22 protein-coding genes are annotated in these 21,907 nt (G+C 68.9%); 1 reads left to right on the forward strand and 21 read right to left on the reverse strand.

The window, feature by feature from the left end:
• The first annotated feature begins 75 nt into the window (after positions 1 to 75).
• Positions 76 to 276: a twin-arginine translocase TatA/TatE family subunit gene (gene tatA / locus AB2385_RS09675; RefSeq protein ID WP_367654769.1), complete on the forward strand. Its 201-nt coding sequence runs from the start codon at positions 76 to 78 to the stop codon at positions 274 to 276.
• 185 nt (positions 277 to 461) lie between these two features.
• On the opposite strand, the gene ileS is transcribed toward tatA, so the two are convergent.
• The 21 genes from ileS to murB form a co-directional block, all read right to left on the reverse strand.
• The gene (ileS, locus tag AB2385_RS09680) at positions 462 to 3,278 is read right to left on the reverse strand and encodes an isoleucine--tRNA ligase (protein ID WP_367654770.1); all 2,817 of its coding nucleotides are present in this window, start codon (positions 3,276 to 3,278) and stop codon (positions 462 to 464) included.
• Between the two features lie 467 nt (positions 3,279 to 3,745).
• On the reverse strand, positions 3,746 to 4,249 hold the full coding sequence (locus tag AB2385_RS09685; protein WP_367654771.1) for a DivIVA domain-containing protein: 504 nt from the start codon (positions 4,247 to 4,249) through the stop codon (positions 3,746 to 3,748).
• 21 nt (positions 4,250 to 4,270) lie between these two features.
• On the reverse strand, positions 4,271 to 4,552 hold the full coding sequence (locus tag AB2385_RS09690; RefSeq protein ID WP_367654772.1) for a YggT family protein: 282 nt from the start codon (positions 4,550 to 4,552) through the stop codon (positions 4,271 to 4,273).
• Positions 4,553 to 4,590: 38 nt separating this feature from the next.
• Positions 4,591 to 5,208, reverse strand: a complete 618-nt coding sequence (locus tag AB2385_RS09695; protein WP_367654773.1) for a cell division protein SepF — start codon at positions 5,206 to 5,208, stop codon at positions 4,591 to 4,593.
• A 53-nt stretch (positions 5,209 to 5,261) separates the two neighbouring features.
• Complete coding sequence (locus tag AB2385_RS09700) at positions 5,262 to 5,954, reverse strand: YggS family pyridoxal phosphate-dependent enzyme (RefSeq protein WP_367654774.1); 693 nt, start codon at positions 5,952 to 5,954, stop codon at positions 5,262 to 5,264.
• A gap of 50 nt (positions 5,955 to 6,004) precedes the next feature.
• Positions 6,005 to 7,393, reverse strand: a complete 1,389-nt coding sequence (locus AB2385_RS09705; RefSeq protein WP_367654775.1) for an HlyD family efflux transporter periplasmic adaptor subunit — start codon at positions 7,391 to 7,393, stop codon at positions 6,005 to 6,007.
• A gap of 31 nt (positions 7,394 to 7,424) precedes the next feature.
• Entirely contained in the window at positions 7,425 to 8,348 is a 924-nt protein-coding gene (pgeF, locus tag AB2385_RS09710) for a peptidoglycan editing factor PgeF (RefSeq protein WP_367654776.1), read from the reverse strand.
• Between the two features lie 171 nt (positions 8,349 to 8,519).
• Positions 8,520 to 8,765 (reverse strand): YlmC/YmxH family sporulation protein, encoded by a 246-nt coding sequence (locus AB2385_RS09715; RefSeq protein WP_367654777.1) that lies wholly within the window; start codon positions 8,763 to 8,765, stop codon positions 8,520 to 8,522.
• Between the two features lie 159 nt (positions 8,766 to 8,924).
• A complete protein-coding gene (gene spoIIR / locus AB2385_RS09720) occupies positions 8,925 to 9,494 on the reverse strand; it encodes a stage II sporulation protein R (RefSeq protein WP_367654778.1) in 570 nt (189 codons plus the stop codon).
• Between the two features lie 536 nt (positions 9,495 to 10,030).
• The gene (locus tag AB2385_RS09725) at positions 10,031 to 10,948 is read right to left on the reverse strand and encodes a site-specific DNA-methyltransferase (protein WP_367654779.1); all 918 of its coding nucleotides are present in this window, start codon (positions 10,946 to 10,948) and stop codon (positions 10,031 to 10,033) included.
• 206 nt (positions 10,949 to 11,154) lie between these two features.
• Entirely contained in the window at positions 11,155 to 11,928 is a 774-nt protein-coding gene (sigG, locus tag AB2385_RS09730) for an RNA polymerase sporulation sigma factor SigG (RefSeq protein ID WP_367654780.1), read from the reverse strand.
• 139 nt (positions 11,929 to 12,067) lie between these two features.
• A complete protein-coding gene (sigE, locus tag AB2385_RS09735) occupies positions 12,068 to 12,754 on the reverse strand; it encodes an RNA polymerase sporulation sigma factor SigE (protein WP_367654795.1) in 687 nt (228 codons plus the stop codon).
• Positions 12,755 to 12,806: 52 nt separating this feature from the next.
• A complete protein-coding gene (gene spoIIGA, locus AB2385_RS09740; RefSeq protein ID WP_367654781.1) occupies positions 12,807 to 13,757 on the reverse strand; it encodes a sigma-E processing peptidase SpoIIGA in 951 nt (316 codons plus the stop codon).
• Between the two features lie 330 nt (positions 13,758 to 14,087).
• A complete protein-coding gene (gene ftsZ, locus AB2385_RS09745; RefSeq protein ID WP_367654782.1) occupies positions 14,088 to 15,152 on the reverse strand; it encodes a cell division protein FtsZ in 1,065 nt (354 codons plus the stop codon).
• Between the two features lie 24 nt (positions 15,153 to 15,176).
• Positions 15,177 to 16,412 (reverse strand): cell division protein FtsA, encoded by a 1,236-nt coding sequence (gene ftsA, locus AB2385_RS09750; protein WP_367654783.1) that lies wholly within the window; start codon positions 16,410 to 16,412, stop codon positions 15,177 to 15,179.
• A gap of 159 nt (positions 16,413 to 16,571) precedes the next feature.
• Positions 16,572 to 16,952: a small basic family protein gene (locus AB2385_RS09755; RefSeq protein ID WP_367654784.1), complete on the reverse strand. Its 381-nt coding sequence runs from the start codon at positions 16,950 to 16,952 to the stop codon at positions 16,572 to 16,574.
• Positions 16,952 to 17,686: a DUF881 domain-containing protein gene (locus tag AB2385_RS09760; protein WP_367654785.1), complete on the reverse strand. Its 735-nt coding sequence runs from the start codon at positions 17,684 to 17,686 to the stop codon at positions 16,952 to 16,954. The genes AB2385_RS09755 and AB2385_RS09760 overlap by 1 nt, the downstream gene beginning before the upstream one ends.
• Before the next feature lie 21 nt (positions 17,687 to 17,707).
• Positions 17,708 to 18,481, reverse strand: coding sequence for a cell division protein FtsQ/DivIB (locus tag AB2385_RS09765; RefSeq protein WP_367654786.1), 774 nt, complete (start codon positions 18,479 to 18,481; stop codon positions 17,708 to 17,710).
• 90 nt (positions 18,482 to 18,571) lie between these two features.
• Positions 18,572 to 19,453: a diacylglycerol kinase family protein gene (locus AB2385_RS09770; RefSeq protein WP_367654787.1), complete on the reverse strand. Its 882-nt coding sequence runs from the start codon at positions 19,451 to 19,453 to the stop codon at positions 18,572 to 18,574.
• 157 nt (positions 19,454 to 19,610) lie between these two features.
• Positions 19,611 to 20,885, reverse strand: a complete 1,275-nt coding sequence (gene murA / locus AB2385_RS09775) for a UDP-N-acetylglucosamine 1-carboxyvinyltransferase (protein WP_367654788.1) — start codon at positions 20,883 to 20,885, stop codon at positions 19,611 to 19,613.
• Positions 20,886 to 20,935: 50 nt separating this feature from the next.
• Positions 20,936 to 21,862: a UDP-N-acetylmuramate dehydrogenase gene (murB, locus tag AB2385_RS09780; protein WP_367654789.1), complete on the reverse strand. Its 927-nt coding sequence runs from the start codon at positions 21,860 to 21,862 to the stop codon at positions 20,936 to 20,938.
• Positions 21,863 to 21,907: the final 45 nt, after the last annotated feature.

Genomic DNA, 21,907 nt, shown 5'->3' on the forward strand with positions numbered 1-21,907 from the left:
AGGTCAACCGTTGAGCCCGGCTCTTTCCCAGTTGACGCACGACCGAGAAAGGCCCGGATGTTGGGGGGAGTACCCATGGGCAGGTTCGGAGCCGGCGAGGTGATCCTGATTCTCGTCGTCGCCCTCCTCATCTTCGGACCCGCCAAGCTGCCTCAGCTGGCGCGGTCCCTCGGCGAGTCCATCCGGAGCTTCAAGGAGTCCGTCAAGGGCGCCGATGAAGAGATCGCCGAGGTGAAAAAGGAGATTGAGGAGATCAAGGAGAGCGTGACGAAGTAGCTCCCTGATCGGTACGCGGATCACGACGCAGGGCTGTGGCCTCAGGCCGCAGCCCTGCGCTGTTGTCTGGGTGCTCCGGGGTCGCCCTCCTTCCCGTTCCGGCCACGGCCGGGCGCCCGCCGGCGCGGCGAGGCCCCGCAGGCTGCGGCGGAACCGCCTTCGCCTGCGGGGCCGAAAGGGAACGACTAGCCCTGTTCGAGATTCAGCGAGAGCACCACGCCGGCGCAGCGCTCGCAGAGCGTCGGGTGCTCGGCGACCACCCCGAGCTCCCGGTAGTTCCAGCAGCGCTCGCACTTCTGGCCGCTGGCCTTCACCACCTCGACCGACAGGTCGCCGGGGCCCTCGCCGAAGTAGGTGCCGCTGGGAGCGGACTGGCCGCCCGTGAAGAGCTTCACATCCGACACGATGAACACCGAGGGCAGGTCGGGCAGGTGCTTCTCCAGCAGCTCCGCCAGCGACCCCTCGCCGCCGGTGGTGTAGAGGTGGACGGCGGCCTCCTGGCTGGAGCCGATCAGCTTGTCGGTGCGGGCCTTCTCCAGCACCAGCTGCACCGCCTCACGCACCTCCATCAGCTTCGCCCACTCCTCGGCCAGGGCGTCGTCCACCCAGGCGGGGTCCACCTCGGGCATCGTGAGCAACTGGCAGGTAATCGGCGAATCGGCCGGCTTGGGCAGGTAGCCGTAGGCCTCCTCGGCGGTGAACGAGAGGATGGGCGTGAGCATGCGGATGAGGGCGTCGGCCACGTGGTAGAGGACGGTCTGCGCCGAACGCCGCTCGCGGGAGGCGGGGGCGCTGGTGTAGAGCCGGTCCTTCAGGATGTCGAGGTAGACGGCCGAGAGGTCCACCGCGCAGTAGTTGTTCAGCGTGTGGTAGACCACGTGGAACTCGTACTTCCGGTAGGCGTCGGAGACCCGCTTCACCACCTCCTGGAGGCGGTGCATCTGCCAGCGGTCGATCTCCAGGAGGTCGTCGCGCCCGAGCATGTCGGTCTCGGGGTTGAAGTCGTACAGGTTGCCCAGCAGGTAGCGGAGCGTGTTCCGGATCTTCCGGTAGGCGTCGGCCACCTGCTTCAGGATGTTCTCCGAGAGCGCCATGTCGTTCCGGTAGTCGGTGGAGGCGACCCAGAGGCGCAGGATGTCGGCGCCGTACTGCTGGATGACCTTCGCCGGGTCGACCACGTTGCCCAGCGACTTGGACATCTTCCGCCCCTGCTCGTCGACGGTGAAGCCATGGGTGAGCACCGCCTTATAGGGCGGCTTGCCGCCCCGCGCCACCACCGACGTGAGCAGCGACGACTTGAACCAGCCGCGGTGCTGGTCGGAGCCTTCCAGGTACATGTCGGCCGGCCAGGTGAGCTCGGGCCGGGTCTCGAGCACGCCCACGTGGGTGGAGCCGGAGTCGAACCAGACGTCGAGGATGTCCTTCTCCTTATGGAAGCTGTGGGAGCCGCACTTGGCGCAGGTGAGGCCGCCCTCGGGCATGAAGTCCTCGGCCGGGCGGCGCCACCAGGCGTCCGAGCCCTCGGTGCGGAAGATCTCGGCCACCCGGGCGAAGACCCTCGGGTCGAAGGAGGGCTCGTTGCAGTGGGAGCAGGTGAGGATGGGGATCGGCAGGCCCCAGGAGCGCTGCCGGCTGATGCACCAGTCGGCCAGGCCTTCGATCATGTTGTACATGCGGTTATAGCCCCACTCGGGGATCCACCGGACGTGGTTCATGGCCTCCTTGGCGGCGTCCATGAAGCCCTCCACCCGCACGAACCACTGCACCGTGGCCCGGTAGATCACCGGGTTCTTGCAGCGCCAGCAGTGGGCGTACTGGTGCCGGATCTTGCCCTGGGCCATGAGCATGCCCGCCTCGTCCAGGGCCCGGATGATCTCCGGGTTCGCCTTCTCGATGAACATCCCGGCGAAGGGCCCGGCCTCCTCGGTGAACACGCCCTTGTCGTTCACCGGGTTCAGCACGGAGAGCCCGTACTTCTGGCCCACCTCGAAGTCCTCCTGGCCGTGCCCCGGGGCCGTGTGCACCAGGCCGGTGCCGTCCTCGGTGGTGACGTGCTCGCCCAGGATCACCGGCGAAACCCGGTCGTAGAGCAGGTGGCGGTAGGTGATCCCCTCCAGCTCGGACCCCTTCAGGGTGGCGGTCGCCTCTGCGGCGGGCAGGCCCACGGCGGCGAAGAACTTCTCCGCCAGGGCGGTGGCCAGCACCAGCGTGCCCTTTTCGGTGGGATAGATGCCGTACTCCACGTCGGGGTGAACGCAGATCGCCAGGTTGGCGGGGATGGTCCACGGGGTGGTGGTCCAGATCACCAGGTAGCTCCCCTCGGGCAGCCGGCCCCGGGCATCGACCACGGGGAAGCGCACGTAGATCGAGAACGAGGTCTTCTCGGCGTACTCGATCTCGGCCTCGGCCAGGGCGGTCTCGCAGTGCGGGCACCAGTAGACCGGCTTCAGCCCCCGGTAGATGTGGCCCTGCGCCGCCATGGCGCCGAAGACCTCTACCTCCTTGGCCTCGAACTCAGGGCTGAGGGTCTTGTAAGGATGGTCCCAGTCGCCCCGGACCCCCAGCCGCTTGAACTGCTCCCGCTGGACGTTCAGCCAGTGGTGGGCGAACTCGTGGCAGCGCTTCCGCAGCTCCAGCGGATCGATCTTGCTGCGGTCGATCTTCATCTCCTTGAGGGCCTGCAGCTCGATGGGCAGGCCGTGCATATCCCAGCCGGGCACGTACGGGGCGTCGTAGCCGACCATCGTGGCGTGCTTGACGATGATGTCCTTCAGGATCTTGTTCAGGGCCGTGCCCAGGTGGATGTTGCCGTTGGCGTAGGGAGGGCCGTCGTGCAGCACGAACTTCGGCCGGCCGGCCGTGGCCCGCTGAACCGTGTGGTAGAGGTCCATCTCCTCCCAGGCCTTGAGTTGCTGCGGCTCCCGGGTGGGCAGATTGGCCCGCATCGGGAAGTCGGTGCGGGGCATGTTCAACGTTGCCTTGTAGTCGGTTTTCTCAGACATCGATGCAACTCCCCCCAGAAGAACTGAAAAGCCTCGCCCCGGTAAGGGGCGAGGCTCTGCTCGCGGTACCACCCTTCTTGTGCAACAGGCCACACGATCCCGGGACGTGCTGGTCAGCGGGTCGAGTCGTTCCCCATCCGGAAATCCGGGCCGGAACGGGGGAGCCTCGCGGACCCCGTCCGCCGCCTGCAACCCGCCCGCTGTCTGCAACGGCCCGTGCCTGTTGCGCACTCTGACGCCGGGATAACGGTGGCGAAACCGCCTGCGCCTACCTCCCGCCGGGGTTGCACCCTGTGCGGGGCTCGGGCAGGAGCTCCGAGGTGATCTTCACAGGCTGCGCCCGGGACCGGTCTCGCACCCGGTGACCGGCTCTCTGACCCGCGTCCGCCTGCTACTCGTCCTCATCATCGCCGGTGACATTATTGGCTTAGGTTACCACGGGCGGTCCGGGCTGTCAAGGCGCTTCGCTAACCCTGATCGCCGTTGCCGGGGCTGTTCAGCCGCGGCGCGGTCAGCTGGCTGAGCGGGTCAGGCAGCCCATCCAGGGCGTCCAGCTGTGCCTTCAGCATGGCCCGCACCTGGGTGCGCAGGGTCTCCAGCACCCGGATCAGGTCGCTGTTCTCGGCCATGATCTGCCGCGCCTTGGCCTGGCCGTTCTCCAACATGCGCTCCACCTGGGCCCGGGTCTGGCTCATCAGCAGTTCCGCCTCGCGGCGGGCGCTCTCCTTGATCTCCTCCGCCGCCTGCTCGGCGAGCATCAGCGTCCGGTTGATCGACTGTTCGAGGTCCTTGTACTGCTCCAGCCGCTGCTGCAGTTGCTCAATCTGCTCCCGCAGGCTGGTGTTTTCCCGGATCAGCTGCTCGAACTCCTGCACCACCTGGTCGAGAAAATCGTCCACCGCATCGCGGTCGTAGCCGCGCATCCGCACCGGGAATTCCTTATTGCTGATATCCACAGGGGTGAGCGCCATCTTGTTCTCGTCCTCCTGCCCCTAGTAGAGGAGCAACCCCACCAGCAAACGCCGCACCATCGCTACGAGGATCAACAACACGAAGGGCGAGAAGTCCACCATGCCCGTGTTGGGGAGGATGTTGCGGATGGGGGCAAGCAACGGCTCCGTCGCCCGCCAAACATACTCCTCAAGCTGAAAGAACCAGCTGTTGCTGCTGGTTCGATAACGGGGTCGGAACCACGACATGAGCACACGCGCCCAGATCAGCACCTCGACGATGGAGAGGAAGATGCTGAGGGTGCGGTAAAGGAGTCCCATCATCCAGTTTGGATCTCCTCTCGTACGAAGTCAGGGGGCGCCTAGCTGTTACGCCAGTCGAACTTCGACCGGTCGATGGAGGTCGGGGCGCCCTCCTCCTTGCGCCCAGTCGCCCTGGCCAGGAGATCGTTCTCGCGGGTGCTGGCCGTCTGGCCCGTCAGCTTCTCGAGCACACCGGGGGGCAGGTCGACAGCGCCGCCGCCGATCGCCGTGCCGGTGAGCCCGCGGCCCATGGTGGAGACGTCCACGCCGGGCGGGGCGTAGAAGAAGATGCCCGCCGACACGCGCTGGGTCTCGCCGTTGAGCGCGTAGATGGCGCCGTTGAGGAAGTTGAGGATCTTCTGGGCCAGATCCTTGTCCAGCCCCTCAAGGTTGAGGATGACCGGCCGCCTGGCCTTCATCTGGTCGACGATCGTCTGGACCTCCTCGAAGGAGCGGGGCTCCACGACGATCACCTTCAGCGCCCCCTGCTTTGCCGGAACCGCGCTGATGGGTACGACCTTGTCCCGCCGGTCGGTCACAGCCGTACGGCGAGGTTCCTCCTGATACGCGACGGGAGCGACCTCCTCTTCCAGCTCCTCGTCCTCAAACTCGTCCTCTTCGGGACCGAACCCCAGGTAGTCAACCAGTCTACTCCACAGGCCCGGCTTGTTCGGCATGTACAGGTTACCTCCCCGGGTGCTTCTTTCCACGTGCCCCATTCACTCGCCCCTCAGTCCCGCGGGCCAAAGATGGCGGTGCCCACGCGGACCATGGTGGCGCCCTCCTCCACACCGACGACGAAGTCGCCGGACATTCCCATGGACAGGTGCTCCATGCTGACCCCCTCCAGCCCCAGGGCGCGCATCTGGTCCCGCAGCTCCCGCAGGCGGCGGAAGTAGGGGCGGGCCTGCTCGGGGTCGGGGGAATACGGCGCCATGGTCATCAGGCCACGCACCCGCACCCACCGCTGCTGCGCCACCCGGCGCAGGAACGGCTCCAGATCCCCCGGAGCCAGGCCGTGTTTGGTCGCCTCGCCGGAGACGTTCACCTGCACCAGTACGTCACAGGGACGCCCGCGGCGCTCCGCCTGTTTGACCAGCTCCTCCAGAAGCGACACCCGGTCCAGCGAGTGGATCAGCTCGGCCCATTCCAGAGCCTGCTTTACCTTATTGGTCTGCAATGTGCCGATCAGGTGCCACGTCGGGCCCTCCTCCGCCAATAGCGGGGCCTTGCTGCGCAGCTCCTGCACCCGGTTCTCGCCGAAGTCGCGGATCCCACAGGCGAGGGCCTCCTCGATCTCGGCGACCGTGCGGGTCTTGGAGACGGCGATCAGCTTCACCCCGGCCGGGTCGCGCCCGGCCCGCAGCGCGGCCTGCCTGATCTGTTCCTGAATCAACCCTATGTTTTCCTTGATGTTCGACACCGCGAATCAACTTCCCTTCCAGTGCCGGATGGATTTCCCAACCTCTGTCTCTACTCCGTGAGCCGCCGGGCGGCCGGTGGCGGCGGCGCCACCAGCACCTGGGCGTCGCGCGGCAGGTTCGACTCCACCGCCACCTCGTCGGCGGTGCCGCCGAGGACCCGTACCGGCACGAACGCGTAGCCGCCCCGTCGTGCAACCCACACCCCCGTCCGGCCCTCCTGGACGTCCACCGCCGCCCGGGGCAGGATCGTGCCCTCGTACTCGGCCAGCCGCAGGGTCACCCGCATGCGCCGGAGCCGCAGCGCATCGCCGGAGGGCAGCGGTGCGCTCAGGTGCAGCAGGACGTGCTCGCCCTCCTCGGCGATGCGGAGCACCGTCGCCTGGAGCGGCAGATCGCGGCCGGCCACTTCCAGCGACGCCCCCCGCTCGAGCAGATCGGACCGCATGCCGGCCGTGAGGCGGTCTGCCGGCACCAGGAGCAGCATCTCCATCTCCAGATCGTCCACCAGCTTGAAGAGCGCACCGCCCCGGGCCACCGGCCCCTCGGCGAGCTCGGTCACGTCCGCGTAGGGCAGGTTCAGCAGGTCCCGCGGGCCCCAGCGGGCCACGGCCTCCGGCGTGAGCACCTCCTCGAGGCCGTCGGTCTGGTAGAGCACGACGCCGGAGACGGACGTGGTGACCACCTGCGCCTCGCCGGTCCACATCGGCTCTTCCGCCCATTCCGTCCCCCCGCCCGGGCCCGTCGCGGCGCCTCCGGCCCCGCCGGCCGTCGACGCCGACCGCGCCGGCAGCGAAGGGAGCGACGCCGCAGCGCCGCCGCCACTGGCCGCCTCTTCCCGCAGGGCCGGCAGCAGCGCGTTCTGGGCCCGGGCCAGCTCGTCCAGCCGCTCCTGGTACGCGGCCGTGGGCTCGCCCCGGGCCTGCGCCTCGTTCAGGGCCACCGCCGTGGCGTGGATGTCGGCCGCCAGCCGCTCGAACTCCTGGCGGGCGGCGGAGGGCAGCAAGGGCAGCGGCCCGGTGGCGTCTCGGGTCGGGGCGCCGGACCCCGACTCACCGCTGCCGGCCGGAACCGGGGTGTTCTGCCTGGGCTGCTCCTGGACCGTCACCGCTGCCGCCCCACCGGGGGTGAACTCGACCACCTCGCCGCCGACGCGCACCCGGGCACCCTCCTCAGCCAGGTGGCGGACGAAGCCCGCCCGGGGTGTCCGCACCACCTGCTCACGCCGGACGAGGACCGCGTCGGCATCCAGGGTGACCGCCAGCGTGCCGACGCGCACCCCGCTGAGCGGCTCCGGGTCTTCGGCCACGGTGGCCGGAAGGGGCCCGCCCCGGAAGGCGTAGACGGCGACCACGACGGCGCTGCCCGCCAGCAGCAGGACGGGCCAACGCCGCCGGCGACGGTGCCTGAGTCGAGGCGGTCTGTGGTTCTGCGAGGGCATGCCAACCCCCTCCCGGCTCGAGTGGAGGTCTTCAGCGCAGGGCGATGATCGCCGCGCCGCGGCCGGCGGTGCCGTTCTCCGCCCGGTGGCTGAAGAGCAGGTCACACCGGCACGACGTGCAGACGCCCGCCGTGGACACATACCGCACCCCGGCGGACTCGAGGTCCAGCCGGTTCGCGCTCCAGAGGTCGAGCATGTACCGCCCGGGCCGGGCGGCGGGGCGCAGCAGTGCCGCGGCCCGGTCTCCGTAGTACTGGCGGACGGGGCCGGCCACCGGCTCGTCCACCTCGTAGCAGCAGGGGCCGATCGAGGGGCCGATGGCGGCGTGCACCTGCGCCGGGTCGCAGCCGAACCGGACCGCCATCGCCCGAACCGTGGCGGCGGCGATGCCGGCCACGGTGCCGCGCCAGCCCGCATGGGCCACGCCGATCACCCGGCGGACGGGATCGTAGAGGTAAATGGGAACGCAGTCGGCCGCCGTGACCACCAGGGCCAGGCGGCGCCGGTCGGTGATGAGTGCGTCGGTATCCGGCACCACCCGAATCTGCCCGGCCCCAGGCACGTTGGACCTCCGCGCCCCGTCGGCATCCGGCCCCCCGCGCGCGCCCGGCGTACGATTCCCCGGCCCGCCGGCGGGCAGCATTCCGCCGAGGCCCCACACCCGCTCCGGCGGTTCGTCCGCCGGCACCGCCACCACCCGGCTGCCGTGTACCAGGCCGGCCATCACGGCATCGCCGGGCGCAAGGCCCAGCGCGGTCAGGCTCCGCCGCCGGTTCTCCTCCACGTTCTCGGGCAGGTCGCCCACGCTCATGCTCCAGTTGAGGCCGTCGCCCCAGCGGGCGCTCACCCCGCCGTGCCGGCCGGTGAACACGGCCTGCACGCCTCCCAGCGCCTCCAGGGCGGTCAGGTGCAGCAGCGCCACCCCGTCATGTTCGCCCCACGCGGCCTCGCCCACCCGGCGCCAACCCCTCTCATCGTGCATTTTTCATATTCATTATTCTACCAGAGAATCGGTGTGTGCGATGCGCCGCGCCGCACGGTCGCGGCAAACGTGCGGAGCGGCTCACCACGCCGAAGGGTGAACCGCTCCGCACGGGATGTATGCGGGCGTGGTCAGGGCCCGGGCTCAGAGCGGCACCGGCCGGTCGATCTCGACCAGGATGCAGTCCGGCCCGATGCAGACGATCTTCGTCCAGGGGATCACGATGTCGGGGCCGCCGCCGAAGAGGCCGAACCAGCGCCCTTCCCCCGGAACCACGATTGCCGTGATGCGCCCGGACTTCTCATCGATCTCGATGTCGATTAACTCGCCCAGCCGCCGCCCGGATCGAATGTCGATGACGTCCTTGCGCAGGTCCGACGCCTTGGCCACCACGACCGCCCTCCTCCCGCGCTGATCACCCCATCCTATGCGGGGAGGGATTGTCCGTTTGCGCGGAGGCGGGCCGTCGGCGCCGGGCGCCCCGCTGCCGGGCTGTTCGGCCAGTCCCTGTTCGCAGGGCGGGCCACCTGCCCGTCCCCGAGGGGCGGGCTACAGCGGGCACACGCAGGGGCAGATGAGGGGCCGGGGAAGGCCGGCCGCGGCCGCCGTCTGTACAGCGGGGATCCGCACCTCCCGGATGGTGTAGCAGAACGACGGGTAGACCAGGCACCAGAAGTTGGCCCCCCGAGCGTCGCCGATGAGGATGCGGAGGGCCCGGTACCGGCCCGCGGGCAGGTAGAGGTCACCGTAGGCCTTGCCCGGGAAGTGGAAGCTGCCCAGTTCCGCCCGCACAGGGTATTCGAACCCCTGGGCGGCGACCACCGCGGCCGCGGTGCGCTCCAGCTCGCCGAGCAGTTTCCGGATCTCCGCCTCGGCCTCCGCGCGGCTCCCGGCCCCGGCCAGGGCGGGCCGCAGGCGGTCCAGCACGGCGTCGCGCACCGCCAGCTTCAGGGCCTGGTCGGCGGGGTCGTCGCTGTGGGCAATCACGTGGATGCGCACCAGGTTCGGATCGGCCAGCCCGGCCGCGGGGCCGGCGGCCCGGGCGATGGCCACGCCCCCGGCCACCTGCGCCAGGCCCAGGGCGATCAGGAGCCAGCCGGTGATCAGCTTCCGGTTCATCGTTTCTCCTCCCTCGGCGGGGGTGGTGCCCCCGTCTCCTCAGGAAGAGTCTTGCCAGGTTGACGATAATCTATACGCGGTGACATAATGACTCGCACATTACAACCCGTGTCCGGATAGCTGCTCTCCAGAGGTGGCCCGGGTGAGCTCCCCCCAGCGGACGCCCCCAACGGTTCAGCCTGGGGCTGAACAGTAACGATTTGAGCCACTTCCCCTCCAATCCGTGGCTCATTTCGTTACCGTTCACGTTCAGACCGCTGGTCGTTGCCGATCCTACAGGGCCTGAAAACCACGTCAAGGGCCCCTCCAGCCACTTCTGAGGGGTGCTCAAGGGGCCGTGTCTGTCTGGCTCCCCACCCTTTGGGGGTAGGCCGAAAGGCGGAGCGGTAACGATTTGAGCCACTCCCCCTCCTGCCCGTGGCTCATTGCGTTACCGTTCACGTTTGAAACACTGGACACGGCCGGTCCCACCGGGCCTGATAACCACGTCAAGGGTCCTTCCAGCTATCGCTGAAGGGTGCTAAGGGGCCTGGCGGTTACCCCTGTGGACCCGTGGGGCCGCCGGATACAGCGGCAAGGTTTTTCCGGGCCAGCTCGCAGTACTCCGGCACGATGTCGTAGCCCACGTAGTGCCGGCCGTTCTTCAGGGCCGCCACGCAGGTGGCACCCGAGCCGTTGAAGGGGTCGAGCACCACGTCGCCCTTGTAGGTGTAGAGCCGAATTGCCCGCTCCGCCAGCTCCACCGGGAAGGGGGCGGGGTGACCCACCTTCCGGGCCGACGCCGGCTGGATCTCCCACACGGAGAGCGTGGCCTCCATGAACTCCTCGCCCGAGATGGTGCTCTCGCCCGCATCCGGCCGGCCGAACCGCTCCTTGCTGAAGACCAGGATGTACTCGTGCACGTCGCGCAGCACCGGACGGCGCGCCGAGCGCCAGGTGCCCCAGGCGCAGTTGCTGTTCATGCCCCTGCCCTTCCGCCAGATGATCTCCCCGGCCGGGAGGAAGCCGGCCGCCATGTGCAGCGCGTAGAAGTAGGCGTGCATGGGGATGTACGGCTTGCGCCCCAGGTTGGCGATGTTCACCAGGTACCGGCCCCCCGGCTGCAGCACCCGGTAGACTTCCCGGGCCACCCGGCTGATCAGACCGAAGTACTCGGCGAGGTCCAGGTCTTCGTCGAACTCCTTGCCCGCGTTGTACGGGGGTGAGGTGAAGGCCAGGGCCACCGAGTCATCCGGCACGTGCACCATCCGCTCGGACGTATGACAGTAAATCTGGTCGACCCACTCCTCCCGGGGCCGGTCGGGCACCGATCGGACCTCGTCGGCGCCGGGCAGGTCCAGGTCCACCCGGAGCGCAGGCAACCCGGCATACAGGTTGCGGCTGTAGAACTCAGAGGCGTCGTGCCCCTCCCGCCTGGGCGTGCCGAAGGAGGACGTCGCCGTCTTTTTCGCCATCCGTTTCCCCACCTCTTCATCGTGCTGGTTCGACCTGCTCCAGTTCCTCACCGCCCCGGGGACTGGGTGCCGGGGAAAAGACTGGTGACGTGAGTTTCGGCGCTCGCGGGGATTCGTCCTGCTTGGCGGCGGCGCCGGACGGGCCCTCCCGCGCCAAAAACGTACAGGCCCCACCCGAACCTGGGCGGGGCCCCGTATGCAGCGATTCAGACGTACTTCCGCATGTGGGAGAGCGCGGCCTTCTCGAGGCGGCTCACCTGGGCCTGGGAGATGCCGATCTCTTCGGCCACCTCCATCTGGGTCTTCCCCTCGAAGAACCGGAGGGTGAGGATCAGCCGCTCGCGCTCGTTCAGCCGGTGGAGGGCCTGGCGGATGCTGATGCCCTCCAGCCACTGGCCGTCGTGCTGCGACTCGTCGCTCACCTGGTCCATCACGTAGATGGGGTCGCCCCCGTCGTGGTAGAGCGGCTCGAAGAGGGAGACCGGCTCCTGGATCGAGTCGAGGGCGTAGACGATCTCCTCCAGCGGGAGTCCCAGCTCGTCGGCGATCTCCTGCACGGTCGGCTCCCGGGAGAGACGCCCGACCAGGTTGTCGCGCACCTGCAGGGCCTTGTAGGCGATGTCCCTGAGGGAGCGGCTCACCCGAATGGGGTTGTTGTCGCGCAGGTAGCGCCGGATCTCGCCGATGATCATGGGAACGGCGTACGTACTGAACTTCACGTTCTGGTTCAGGTCGAAGTTGTCGATCGCCTTCATCAGGCCGATGCAACCGACCTGGAACAGGTCGTCCACGTACTCCCCCCGGTTGTTGAAGCGCTGGATGACGCTGAGCACCAGGCGCAGGTTTCCGGTGATCAACTGGTCGCGGGCCTGAGTCTCACCGCTGCGCATCCGCACGAACAGTTCCCGCATCTCGGCGTTGGTCAGAACCGGAAGCTTGGCGGTGTTGACTCCGGGGATCTCCACTTTGTTGATCATCATGCCGGGACAATGCCTCCCCCATGGGGGCGCCGGACGGCTGCCCCATTCAAGTGGGAGTATGTCCACGGCTCCGAACCGCTATTCCATGTTCCGTAAGCGCTTACATATAATGTATTACTCTAAACGATACCGCGGATGGTCATTCCATCCGGAGGATCTCCTTTTTCAGCCGCTTGAAGATCCGCTTCTCCAGCCGCGAGATATAGCTCTGCGAGATGCCGAGCAGGTCGGCCACCTCCTTCTGGGTGCGCTCGCGGCCGTCCTTCAGGCCGAAGCGCAGCTCCATGATGCGCTTCTCCCGGCCCGTGAGTTTGGCCATGGCCTTGCGCAGCAGGAGGCGGTCCACCTCCTCCTCCAGGCCCCGGTAGGTGATGTCGCTGTCGGTGCCCATCACGTCCGAGAGGAGGAGTTCGTTCCCCTCCCAGTCCTTGTTGAGCGGCTCATCGAAAGAGACCTCGCTGCGGGTGCGCGCCGAACGGCGCAAGTACATTAGAATTTCGTTTTCAATACACTTGGAAGCATAGGTGGCCAGCTTGATCCGCTTGGACGGATCGAAGGTTTTCACCGCCTTGATCAGCCCGATCGTGCCGATGGAGACCAGGTCTTCCACCCACACGCCGGTGTTGTCGAACTTGCGGGCGATATAGACCACCAGCCGCAGGTTCCGCTCGATCAGCGTGTTCTTGACGCTCTCGTCGCCCTGCGTCAGGCGGGCGAGGAGGGCGGCCTCCTCTTCCCCCGTGAGCGGCGGCGGCAGCGCCTCGCTGGAGCCGACGTAGTAGATCGGCCTGGGCCTCACGAGGCGCCTGGCCACCAGCCAACGCATCACGCGGGCGTACAGCCGGAAGAGGGCTCCCTGCAGCGCCAGTAGGTGTGGCCTAGTGAACCTGTGCATCGGGCCTCTCCTCTCCTCTCTCTCCCGTGTGGTTCAGCCTCCGGCTGAATGCATGGCGGGCCTCCGCCACCATCTCCCCGGGCAGCAGCGCGGCGTAGCGCCCCTCCGGATCCAGCGGGCCGGTCGTCAGCCCGATCTGCCCCTCTACCCTGGCCCAGTCGCCCCGCCCCCGGGGCCGAACGGCCAGGCCGTCGGGCCGCACCACCAGGAGCAGCCGGCCGGTCTGCCCGACCGCCGCGTAGGGTACGAGCTGGCACCGGGTCTGCCACTGGGGGGGCAGCCCATCCAGGGCGTCCAGTCCGCCTCCGGCGGCGCGGAGCACCTCCTCCGGCAGGCAGGAACGCAGCCGCTCGCCTTCCACAACGGCCACCGGCGCCCGGCCGACGGGGGTGCGCAGGTGGTTGCCCGAGTCGAGCAGGGCGACCACGACCGAGCGTGCGCCCCCGAGGCGCACCTCCAGCTCAAAGAGCCCGTCGTCCACCTCGGCCCGCTCCCGCTGGGCCTGCCAGACCAGGTGCACGCCGCCGAGGGCCACTCCCACCCCCGTGGCCACCAGGATGGCCGGCGGGGAGTCGAAGAGGGCAGGATAGCGCTCTGCCAGAAGGTAGAGCAGGCCGCCCGCCGCGGCCAGGCCGACCCAGAAGAAGCCGAACACGGCGGCGAACCGCCCCCAGGGGCCAGGCCAGACGAGAAGCAGCACCATCAGCCCGCTGGCGGCCATCAGCGCGGCCACCGGGACGACCCATCCCCCGCCTCCGCCGGCCGCAGCCGACAAGGCTGCCGGCCCCGCCACCGCAAGGCTCGCCCCCAATAGCGCCGCCACCCAGAGACGCCAGACGCGGAAGCGCACCCGGGCCACGCGGGCGGCGAAGCCCAGCAGGGCCAGGTCCAGGACGAGGTTGATCAGGAAGACCAGATCCCAACGGTAGTGCACGCCCGGCCCCCCTGTGTCGGCTCCCCTTCCCGCAGCGCGAGAGTACGAAGCAAGTCCCGGATTTATGCCACCATCTTAGCGCAGCGGCATTGTCGGTTGCGGTCGGAAGCTGGCGGCTTTTCTTGGCGCTTCTTGTCGAAGCGGGTCGCTGCCGGCGCAAACCCGGGTGTGAGAAGCACGGGTCCGCCCCCCGGGAGGCGCACCATCCCGAGGCGCCCGCCGCCTGGGTCGCCCAGACCCACGTCCGCCCGGGCGTGCGAACGGGGCGCCCCCACCCGGGGGCGCCCCGCCACAGACCGTATGCAACTGCAGCAGGCTCCGCCGGCGCCGCTACTGCGGCTTGCGCCGGAGGAACGCCGGGATGTCCAGTTCGTCCAGGACGGGCTTCACCTCGCCCACCTGCGCCTGGCCGGGCCGGCGCCGTCCCCAGCCGGGGAAGTCCACGTCGCCGAAACCGGTGGCGATGACGGTGACCCGGATCTCGTCCTGGATGGACTCGTCGATCACCGCGCCGAAGATGATGTTGGCCTCGGGGTCCGCACACTGGGCGATGATCTCGGCGGCCTCGTTCACCTCCATCAGGCCCAGGTCCGCGCCGCCGGTGATGTTCAGCAGCACGCCCTTGGCGCCGTCGATGGAGGTCTCGAGCAGCGGGCTCGAGATGGCGGCCCGGGCCGCATCGGCGGCGCGGGACTCGCCCCGGCCCACGCCGATGCCCATCAGGGCCGAGCCGGTGTTGGACATGATCGTGCGAACGTCTGCAAAGTCGAGGTTGATCAGCCCCGGCACCGCGATCAGGTCGGAGATGCCCTGCACTCCCTGACGCAGCACGTCGTCGGCGACCCGGAAGGCCTCCATCAGGCTGGTCTTCTTGTCCACCACCTGCAGCAGGCGGTCGTTGGGGATGGTGATCAGGGTGTCGACCTTCTCCCGCAGGTTCTGGATGCCCTTCTCCGCCTGGGTCATCCGCTTGCGGCCCTCGAACGTGAAGGGCTTGGTGACCACGCCCACGGTGAGCGCGCCCAGTTCCTTGGCCACCTCCGCCACGATGGGCGCCGCGCCGGTGCCCGTGCCGCCGCCCATGCCGGCCGTCACGAAGACCATGTCCGCGCCGCGCAGGGCGTTGGCGATCTCCTCCCGGCTCTCCTCGGCCGCCCGGGTGCCAATGTCAGGATCGGCGCCCGCGCCCAGCCCCTTGGTGAGCTTGGCTCCGATCTGGAGCCGGGTTGGAGCCTGTGCGTTTTTCAGCGCCTGCGCGTCCGTGTTGACGGCGATGAATTCGACGCCCTTGAGGCCGGCCGAAATCATGCGGTTCACCGCATTATTGCCGCCGCCACCAACGCCGATGACCTTGATGCAGGCAAACTGCTCAAACCCCGGCTGATACTCGTTCACGGCTGTGATCCTCCTTGCGTGGCGCTAGTGGAACAGGGCTCTCAGCCAGTCTCGGATCCGACCTGTCCGGGCTGGCTTCTCCCGGGCCGGTTCCTCGGGCTCGTCCCGGGCTTCCGCTTCGTCGCCCGGCACCGCCCGGGCGCCCCACAGGGCCAGGCCGACAGCCACGGCCATCTCCGGCTCAGCGGCCAGCGGACCCGGCGGCGTGCCGATCCGCGCCTTCAGATTCAGGCAGTCGCCGGCGAAGGCGTCCAGCCCCTGAAGGCGGCTTCCCCCTCCGGTGAGCACAAGCCCTGCCGGAAAAAGACCTGTGTAACCTGATCGCTTCACTGCAGCGGCCGCCATCTGGAGGATTTCCTCCACGCGCGAGCCGATGATCTCTGCCACATGCTTTACTGTGATTTCCCGGCGGTTCAGCCCCGACGGGGTGGGCACCTCGAAGCTGCCCTCAGGCGCCAGAAGCGGCGAGGCCCATCCCTTCTCCCGCTTCACCCGCTCCGCCGTCTCCACCGGCAGGCGGAGCACGGTGGCCAGGTCGTGGGTGATGTGGTCCCCGCCCACCGGCAGCACCGCCAGGTGGAACAGATGGCCCCCGTCGTAGACGGCGACGCCCGTGGTCCCACCGCCGATGTCCAGCAGCAGGACGCCCTGCTCCCGCTCCTCCGGCGTGAGCACCGCCTCGCCGGCGGCACGGACGGTCACCAGGTAGTCGGCCACCTCGAAGCTGGCGTGCCGTGCGGCCCGCAGGTGGTTCTGGACCTGCAGGGCGTCACCGGTGACCACCAGGACCTCCGCCTCCAGGGTGCGGCCACACAGGCCGAGAGGATCCCGGAGCGGCACGCTGCCGTCGAGGCGGTAGCTGCGCGGAATCACGTGTACCCGCTCGCGGCCGGTCTCCGGCGCCACCGCCGCCCCTGCGGCGTCGAGCGCGCTGCGCACGGCCTCGGGCGACACCCCCGCCGCGGGCCGGGGCACCGACACCTCCGCCACGCCCACCTCGGAACGCAGGTGTGCACCGGAAACGCCGATCACGGCACGGCTCACGCGCGGGCGGTCGGCCATCGCACAGGCGGCGTCGGCCGCACGGCGCATGGCGTCTGCCGCTGCGCCCAGGTCGCTGATCAGCCCCCGGTAGACGCCGGCCGAGGGCACCAGCCCGACGCCGATGATCTGCACGTCGCCTTCGGCGGTCCGCTCCGCCAGGGCCGCGGCCACGTGGCTGCTGCCGGGGTCAAGACCCAGCACCAGGTTCTCCGCCACCGAGCCAGCCCCCTCCACTCTCCGATCGTGCGTGCACTTCTTAAGTTCATTCCACGCCCGGTTTGCGAATCCTCCTCCTGAATATGGGTGGCGCTATAAATCTTGGGAGCGGCCCCGGGTACAAGAGGAGCCTGTCCCGCAGGGGAACAGGCCGTTCGTTCACTGGTCGGTACCGGACTGCGGCCTCTCGTCGCGCCCGGGGAAGCCCCACCGCTTGAGAAGCAGCCGCCGGATGATGCCCAGGTTCTGGAACATCCGGATGCCCATGGCCACCACGCCCGCCAGGTAGAGGTTCTCCACGCCGATCCGGTCGCCAAGGTAGACCAGGCCGGCCGCCAGCAGGGCGTTGGTGAAGAAGCCGGTGATGAAGATGTTGTTATCGTACGTGCCCTCCAGGCTGGCCCGCAGGCCGCCGAAGGTGGTATCGAGTGCCGCCAGCACGGCGATGGAGAGGTAACGGGCATAGGCGATGGGCAGGGTGAACGGCGAGAAGACGCCGAGCAGAATTCCGACCACGAACCCGACGATGACGATCCACATCAGGGGGCGACCTCCTCAACCTCCAGCGCCGGCTGGGCATACTCCAGCCGCAGGCGGGCTGTGTACGCGGGCACGCGCACCGAAGTCTCCTTCTTCACCGTCACCTGAATGCCCCAGAACTTCAGCGACTCGGCGACGCTGCCCTTCATCATGATCGCCCGCTCCAGCTCGTCGGGGTTGCCGATGGCCACGATGGTGAGGGGCGGCGCGGTGCGCACGCCGTTGATGGTGACGACGGGGCCGGTGCAGCGGATCTCGGTGCGGCCGGTCACCCGCTGCCCGTTGATGGCGATGGCCTCGGCGCCGGCGGCCCGCAGCTCGTTGATCACGCGCAGGACGTCCTCGTCGTGGATGATGAAGTTGTTGGGGTTCTCACCCGGGGTGACCGGCAGGGAAGAGTCTGCCATCGTCACCGTGACGCCCGGCCCCACCAGGGGCAGCAGGCCCGCGTGCAGCTGCGCCTGCTCCAGCTGCTCCGCCAGGGCCTGAAACTCGTTCTGCGTCTTCACCGAAATCAGCTGCTGCTGCCGCAGGAGCTCGACCTCGGCGGCCAGCTCGTCCCGGTGCTTCTCGGCCTCGGCCAGCTGCGCCACCAGTTCCTCGGTGCGCTGTACCGCAGCCAGGTCAGCCAGGGCCACCTGCCGCTGCACCTTGAACTGCATGGAGAGCATGAGGCCGAGCGCAACGCTCACCAGCGCCGTGGCCCAGGGCACGCGCCGCAGCCTGTTCATCATGGCTTCGCCCCCACCCCCGCGTTATTGACACTGCAGCCCGAGCACCTTGCCGAAGACCCGGAGGTCGATCTGGCAGGTGGCACGGGCCGTCGCAGGAACCCGGTCCAGGTGGTCCAGCAGACCCTTCAGTTGCGTCTGGATGTGCCGCTCCCGCTGGGCGGCGTCATCCGGCAGCACGCCCACCTCCACGGTGGTGCCGCCGGTGAGATAGAGCCTGAGGTAGCGGTCTTCCCGCACGTGCACCTCGGAGAGCTGCTCCAGCAGCGGATCGCCGGTCCACCAGAGCAGCGTGAGCGCATCCCGCAGGCCCAGGTCGTCGATCACCTCGCCCCGCAGCGCCCGGTCCACCTTCACGCCGCTCACCACCGGCAGCCGCTCGCCTTCCTCCAGCATGCGCTGCTCGAGGATGCGCCCCTCGGCGTCCAGCACCAGGTAGAAGCGCCCGCTGTACTGCAGGAGCGCCAGCGGCGACCGCTCCGTGATGTTGATCAGGAGGGCGTTGCGGTTCCAGGTGACCGTGGCCGACTCGATCCACGGCTCGGCCAGGAGCCGCTCCCGCACCCGGTCGGCCGTCAGCTCCCACCGGAGCGCCCCGGGGCTCACCCCGGCGACCGCCATCACGTCGGCCTGGCTCAGCCGTTGATTGCCGGCGATCTGCACCCGCTCCAGCCGGAACAGGGCCGAGCGGTAGGCAGCGAACAGGCAGGTGCAGAGCAGGACCAGCAGTGCGAGGGCCAGACCCCACCGGCCCGACGAGCGTGCGGTCCGGGCCCCCACTTTCCGCACCTCACTCATGCTCAGCCGTCACCGCCCCTTCATTCAGAAGGCAAATCAATTATAGCGCAGACCGCCCGACCGACGCCGCCGGTCATTTGTGTCAGGCGATTACGAGATTGGCAGCACCACATCCAGCGCCTGCGGGATGAGCTCGAAGGTCACCGGCAGGCGGCCGATCACGTCGCCGTCCACCTGAAAGACCACCCGCTCCGGGGAGCTGGCCGACACCTTGCGCCCCTGCATCATCCGCACCTTCGGATAGCCGACGTGCTTGCCGCTGTAGATCAGCGACACGAGCCGGAGCAGCTCCAGCCGGCTCAGGTTTTCGCCCCAGGCGATTTCGAAGCGACCATCAGAGAAGTCGGCGCCCGGGAAGATCTGCATCCCGCCGCCGAAGTAGCGTCCGTTGCCCACCTCCAGCAACAGCACCCGCGGCAGGTGCAGCGTCTGTCCGTCGATCTCCACGTCCACCGGCACGCCGGTGAAGTGGTTGAGGGCGTCGAAAACCCCCCGGACGTAGCTCAGCTTTCGAAACCGCGGCCCGTAGGAGTTCACCCGCGCGCAGACCTCAGCGTCGAACCCGAAGCCCGCCCCGTTGAAGAAGTAGCGGTGGCCGTGGGCGAGACCCACGTCCATCTTGGCCACCCGCCCCTGGAACGCCAGGCGGCAGCCCTCCGCCGAGTCCCGGGGCACCCCGGCTGTGCGCACCCAGTCGTTGCCGGTGCCCGCCGGAATCACCGCCAACGCGGCGCCGCTGCCCACGAGGCCGTTGCCCACCTCGTTCAGGGTGCCGTCGCCCCCCATGGAGGCGACGCGGTCGTACCCCTCCCGCACCGCCTCCCGGGCCAGTTCGGTGGCGTGCCCGGGGCCTTTCGTGAACTTCACGCAGTATTCGCCCAGCTGCGCCGCCAGCGGCTCGATCCGCTTCCACTCGGCCAGCGCACGCCCGTGTCCGGCGACGGGGTTGACGATGAAACAGACGCGGGGCATCAGCGACCACCTCCGGGCGGGGTATGCGGCTCCTTGTAGGTCATTCCCTCCGCCGCACTCAATTTCCTTCCGAATTATGGGGATCAGCCGCCGCGCGCATGCGCACCGCCCGGCCCGGCGCGCAGCACCGGGACCGGCCCCCGCCGGTCCCGGTGTCCTAGATGCGCTTGATCGCTGCGCCCAGCTGGCTCAGCTTCTCCTGCAGGTTCTGGTAACCCCGGTCGATGTGGTAGATGTCCTCGATCTCGGTCTCACCCTCGGCCACCAGGCCGGCCAGGATCAGGGCCATGCCCTCCCGCAGGGCGGGACAGACCACCGTTGCGCCCGAGAGCGACCGCACCCCCTGTACCACCGCCGTGCGCCCTTCCGTCTTGATGTTGGCCCCGAGCCGGCGGAGTTCATCGGCCACCTTGAACCGGTTCTCGAAGATCGTCTCGGTGATGATGCTCGTCCCATCCGCCACGGCCATCAGCGCCATCATCTGCGGCTGCATGTCGGTGGGGAAGCCCGGGTAGGGCAGCGTCTTCAGGTGGGTCGCCAGGAGGCGCCCGGGGCCCGCGATGGTCACCGCGTCGGCCGACTCCCGCACCACGGCGCCCATCTCCCGGAGCTTGGCCGTCACCGCGTCCAGATGCTCGGGGATTACCCCCCGCACCGTCACCTCACCGCCGGTGATCGCCCCGGCGGCCAGGAAGCTGCTCGCCTCGATGCGATCGGGAATCACCGTGTGCTCCGCCGAGCCCAGCCGCTCGACCCCGTCGATGCGGATCACGTCGAAGCCCGCCCCGCGCACCTTCGCCCCGAGCTTGTTCAGGAAATCCTGGAGGTCGACGATCTCGGGCTCGCGCGCGGCGTTCCGGATGACGGTGGTCCCCTCGGCCAGCACCGCGGCCATCATCAGGTTCTCGGTGGCGCCCACCGAGGGGAAGTCCAGGTAGATCTCGGTGCCCCTCAGCCGCCGGGGCACGCTGGCCTCGATAAAGCCGAAGCGCTCCTCGATGCGGGCGCCGAGGAGTTCCAGGCCTCGGAGATGAAAATCGATCGGCCTCGGGCCGATCGCACAGCCGCCAGGGTAGGAGATGCGAACCTTCCCGACGCGGGCCAGGAGCGGCCCCATCAGGAAGATGGAGGAGCGCATCTCACGGGTGAAGTCTGCCCCCACCTCGAGACCGTTCAGGCCGTCGGCCCGAATCCGCAGGGTGCGCCCGTGAGTCCCCACCGGCCCCTCCTCCACACGGGCCCCGAGCTTGCGCAGGATCTCGACCATCACGGCGACGTCGCGAATCACCGGCGCGTTGTGGATCACCGACTCGCCCGCCGTCAGGAGCGCTGCCGCCAGGATGGGCAGGGCGGCGTTCTTCGCCCCGCTGACCTCCACCTGCCCCACCAGGCGGCGCCCGCCTGCGACCACGTAGCGCTCATGTTGCTTCACACTGCATGCGACCTCCTGCGGCCGGAGCCCGCCTCCCGGAGGCCGGCCCGTCAGGGCTGGAAGTAGGGGTTGTGGCCCCAAATCTTCACCTCGGCCTCCAGCCGCACTCCGAACCGCTGTTCAACGGTACTGCGAACCCGGTCCATCAGCATCAGCACATCTTTCGCCGTGGCCTGGCCCAGGTTGACGATGAAGTTGGCGTGCTTCTCGGAGACCTGGGCGTCGCCCACCCGCGCCCCCTTCAGCCCGGCCAGCTCGATGAGGCGGCCGGCGTAGTCACCCGGCGGGTTCTTGAAGATGGAACCCGCGTTGGGGTGGCCGAGGGGCTGCGTGGCTCGGCGCCGCTCCAGATGTTGCCGCATCGCCCCCTGCAGCTCCGCCGGGTCGGCGGGGTGCAGGGCCATGACCACCTCGACCACGATGGCCGAGGTCCCCTGAAGGCGGGTGCTCCGGTAGCCGAATCCGATCTCGTCGCGGGTCAGGCGCTGCTCTCGTCCGTCGCCCCACACGACGGTCGCCTCCGTTACCACCTGGGATAGATCGCCGCCGTGCGCGCCGGCATTGATCACCAGCCCGGCACCCACGGTGCCGGGGATCGCACAAGCGAATTCGATGCCCCCGAGGCCCCGCTTCTGAACCTCGTAGGCCAGCTTCGGCAGGTTGTAGCCGCCCCCGACGCGGACCGTGCTGCCCTCCACGGCGAGACGGCCGAACTCGCCCGTGAGGCTCAGCACCAGCCCGCGGACCCCTTCGTCGGAGACCAGCAGGTTGCTGCCGTTGCCGAGGATGTAGACGGGAAGGCCCTCCTCGCCTGCGAGGCGCAACAGGCCGGAGAGCTCCTGGCGGTTGGCTACCTGAACCAGGTAGTCGGCCGGACCGCCTATGCGGAAGGTGGTGTGCCGCTTCAGGGGCTCATCCCGGCGGATGCGGCCCGGGTCGCGGATTATGCTACGCAGCCGTGCGTCGATGGGTGACATAGGGTGATCCTCCTTCGGGGCCAGGCCCCGGGCCACACCGCGGAA

The sequence above is a fragment of the Symbiobacterium sp. genome, assembly GCF_040797425.1.
In the GTDB taxonomy this organism is placed as follows: domain Bacteria; phylum Bacillota; class Sulfobacillia; order Symbiobacteriales; family Symbiobacteriaceae; genus Symbiobacterium.

Bases quoted from the DNA above. Each gene is read 5' to 3' on its own strand.
- AB2385_RS09690 (WP_367654772.1), bottom strand. From the start codon at position 4,552: ATGATGGGACTCCTTTACCGCACCCTCAGCATCTTCCTCTCCATCGTC.
- sigG (WP_367654780.1), bottom strand. From the start codon at position 11,928: ATGATGATCAACAAAGTGGAGATCCCCGGAGTCAACACCGCCAAGCTT.
- AB2385_RS09695 (WP_367654773.1), bottom strand. From the start codon at position 5,208: ATGCCGAACAAGCCGGGCCTGTGGAGTAGACTGGTTGACTACCTGGGG.
- AB2385_RS09755 (WP_367654784.1), bottom strand. From the start codon at position 16,952: ATGTGGATCGTCATCGTCGGGTTCGTGGTCGGAATTCTGCTCGGCGTC.
- murB (WP_367654789.1), bottom strand. From the start codon at position 21,862: ATGTCACCCATCGACGCACGGCTGCGTAGCATAATCCGCGACCCGGGC.
- AB2385_RS09770 (WP_367654787.1), bottom strand. From the start codon at position 19,453: ATGCCCCGCGTCTGTTTCATCGTCAACCCCGTCGCCGGACACGGGCGT.
- AB2385_RS09705 (WP_367654775.1), bottom strand. From the start codon at position 7,393: ATGCCCTCGCAGAACCACAGACCGCCTCGACTCAGGCACCGTCGCCGG.
- AB2385_RS09685 (WP_367654771.1), bottom strand. From the start codon at position 4,249: ATGGCGCTCACCCCTGTGGATATCAGCAATAAGGAATTCCCGGTGCGG.
- AB2385_RS09760 (WP_367654785.1), bottom strand. From the start codon at position 17,686: ATGATGAACAGGCTGCGGCGCGTGCCCTGGGCCACGGCGCTGGTGAGC.
- tatA (WP_367654769.1), top strand. From the start codon at position 76: ATGGGCAGGTTCGGAGCCGGCGAGGTGATCCTGATTCTCGTCGTCGCC.
- ileS (WP_367654770.1), bottom strand. From the start codon at position 3,278: ATGTCTGAGAAAACCGACTACAAGGCAACGTTGAACATGCCCCGCACC.
- AB2385_RS09725 (WP_367654779.1), bottom strand. From the start codon at position 10,948: ATGGCGAAAAAGACGGCGACGTCCTCCTTCGGCACGCCCAGGCGGGAG.
- spoIIR (WP_367654778.1), bottom strand. From the start codon at position 9,494: ATGAACCGGAAGCTGATCACCGGCTGGCTCCTGATCGCCCTGGGCCTG.
- sigE (WP_367654795.1), bottom strand. From the start codon at position 12,754: ATGCGTTGGCTGGTGGCCAGGCGCCTCGTGAGGCCCAGGCCGATCTAC.
- AB2385_RS09765 (WP_367654786.1), bottom strand. From the start codon at position 18,481: ATGAGTGAGGTGCGGAAAGTGGGGGCCCGGACCGCACGCTCGTCGGGC.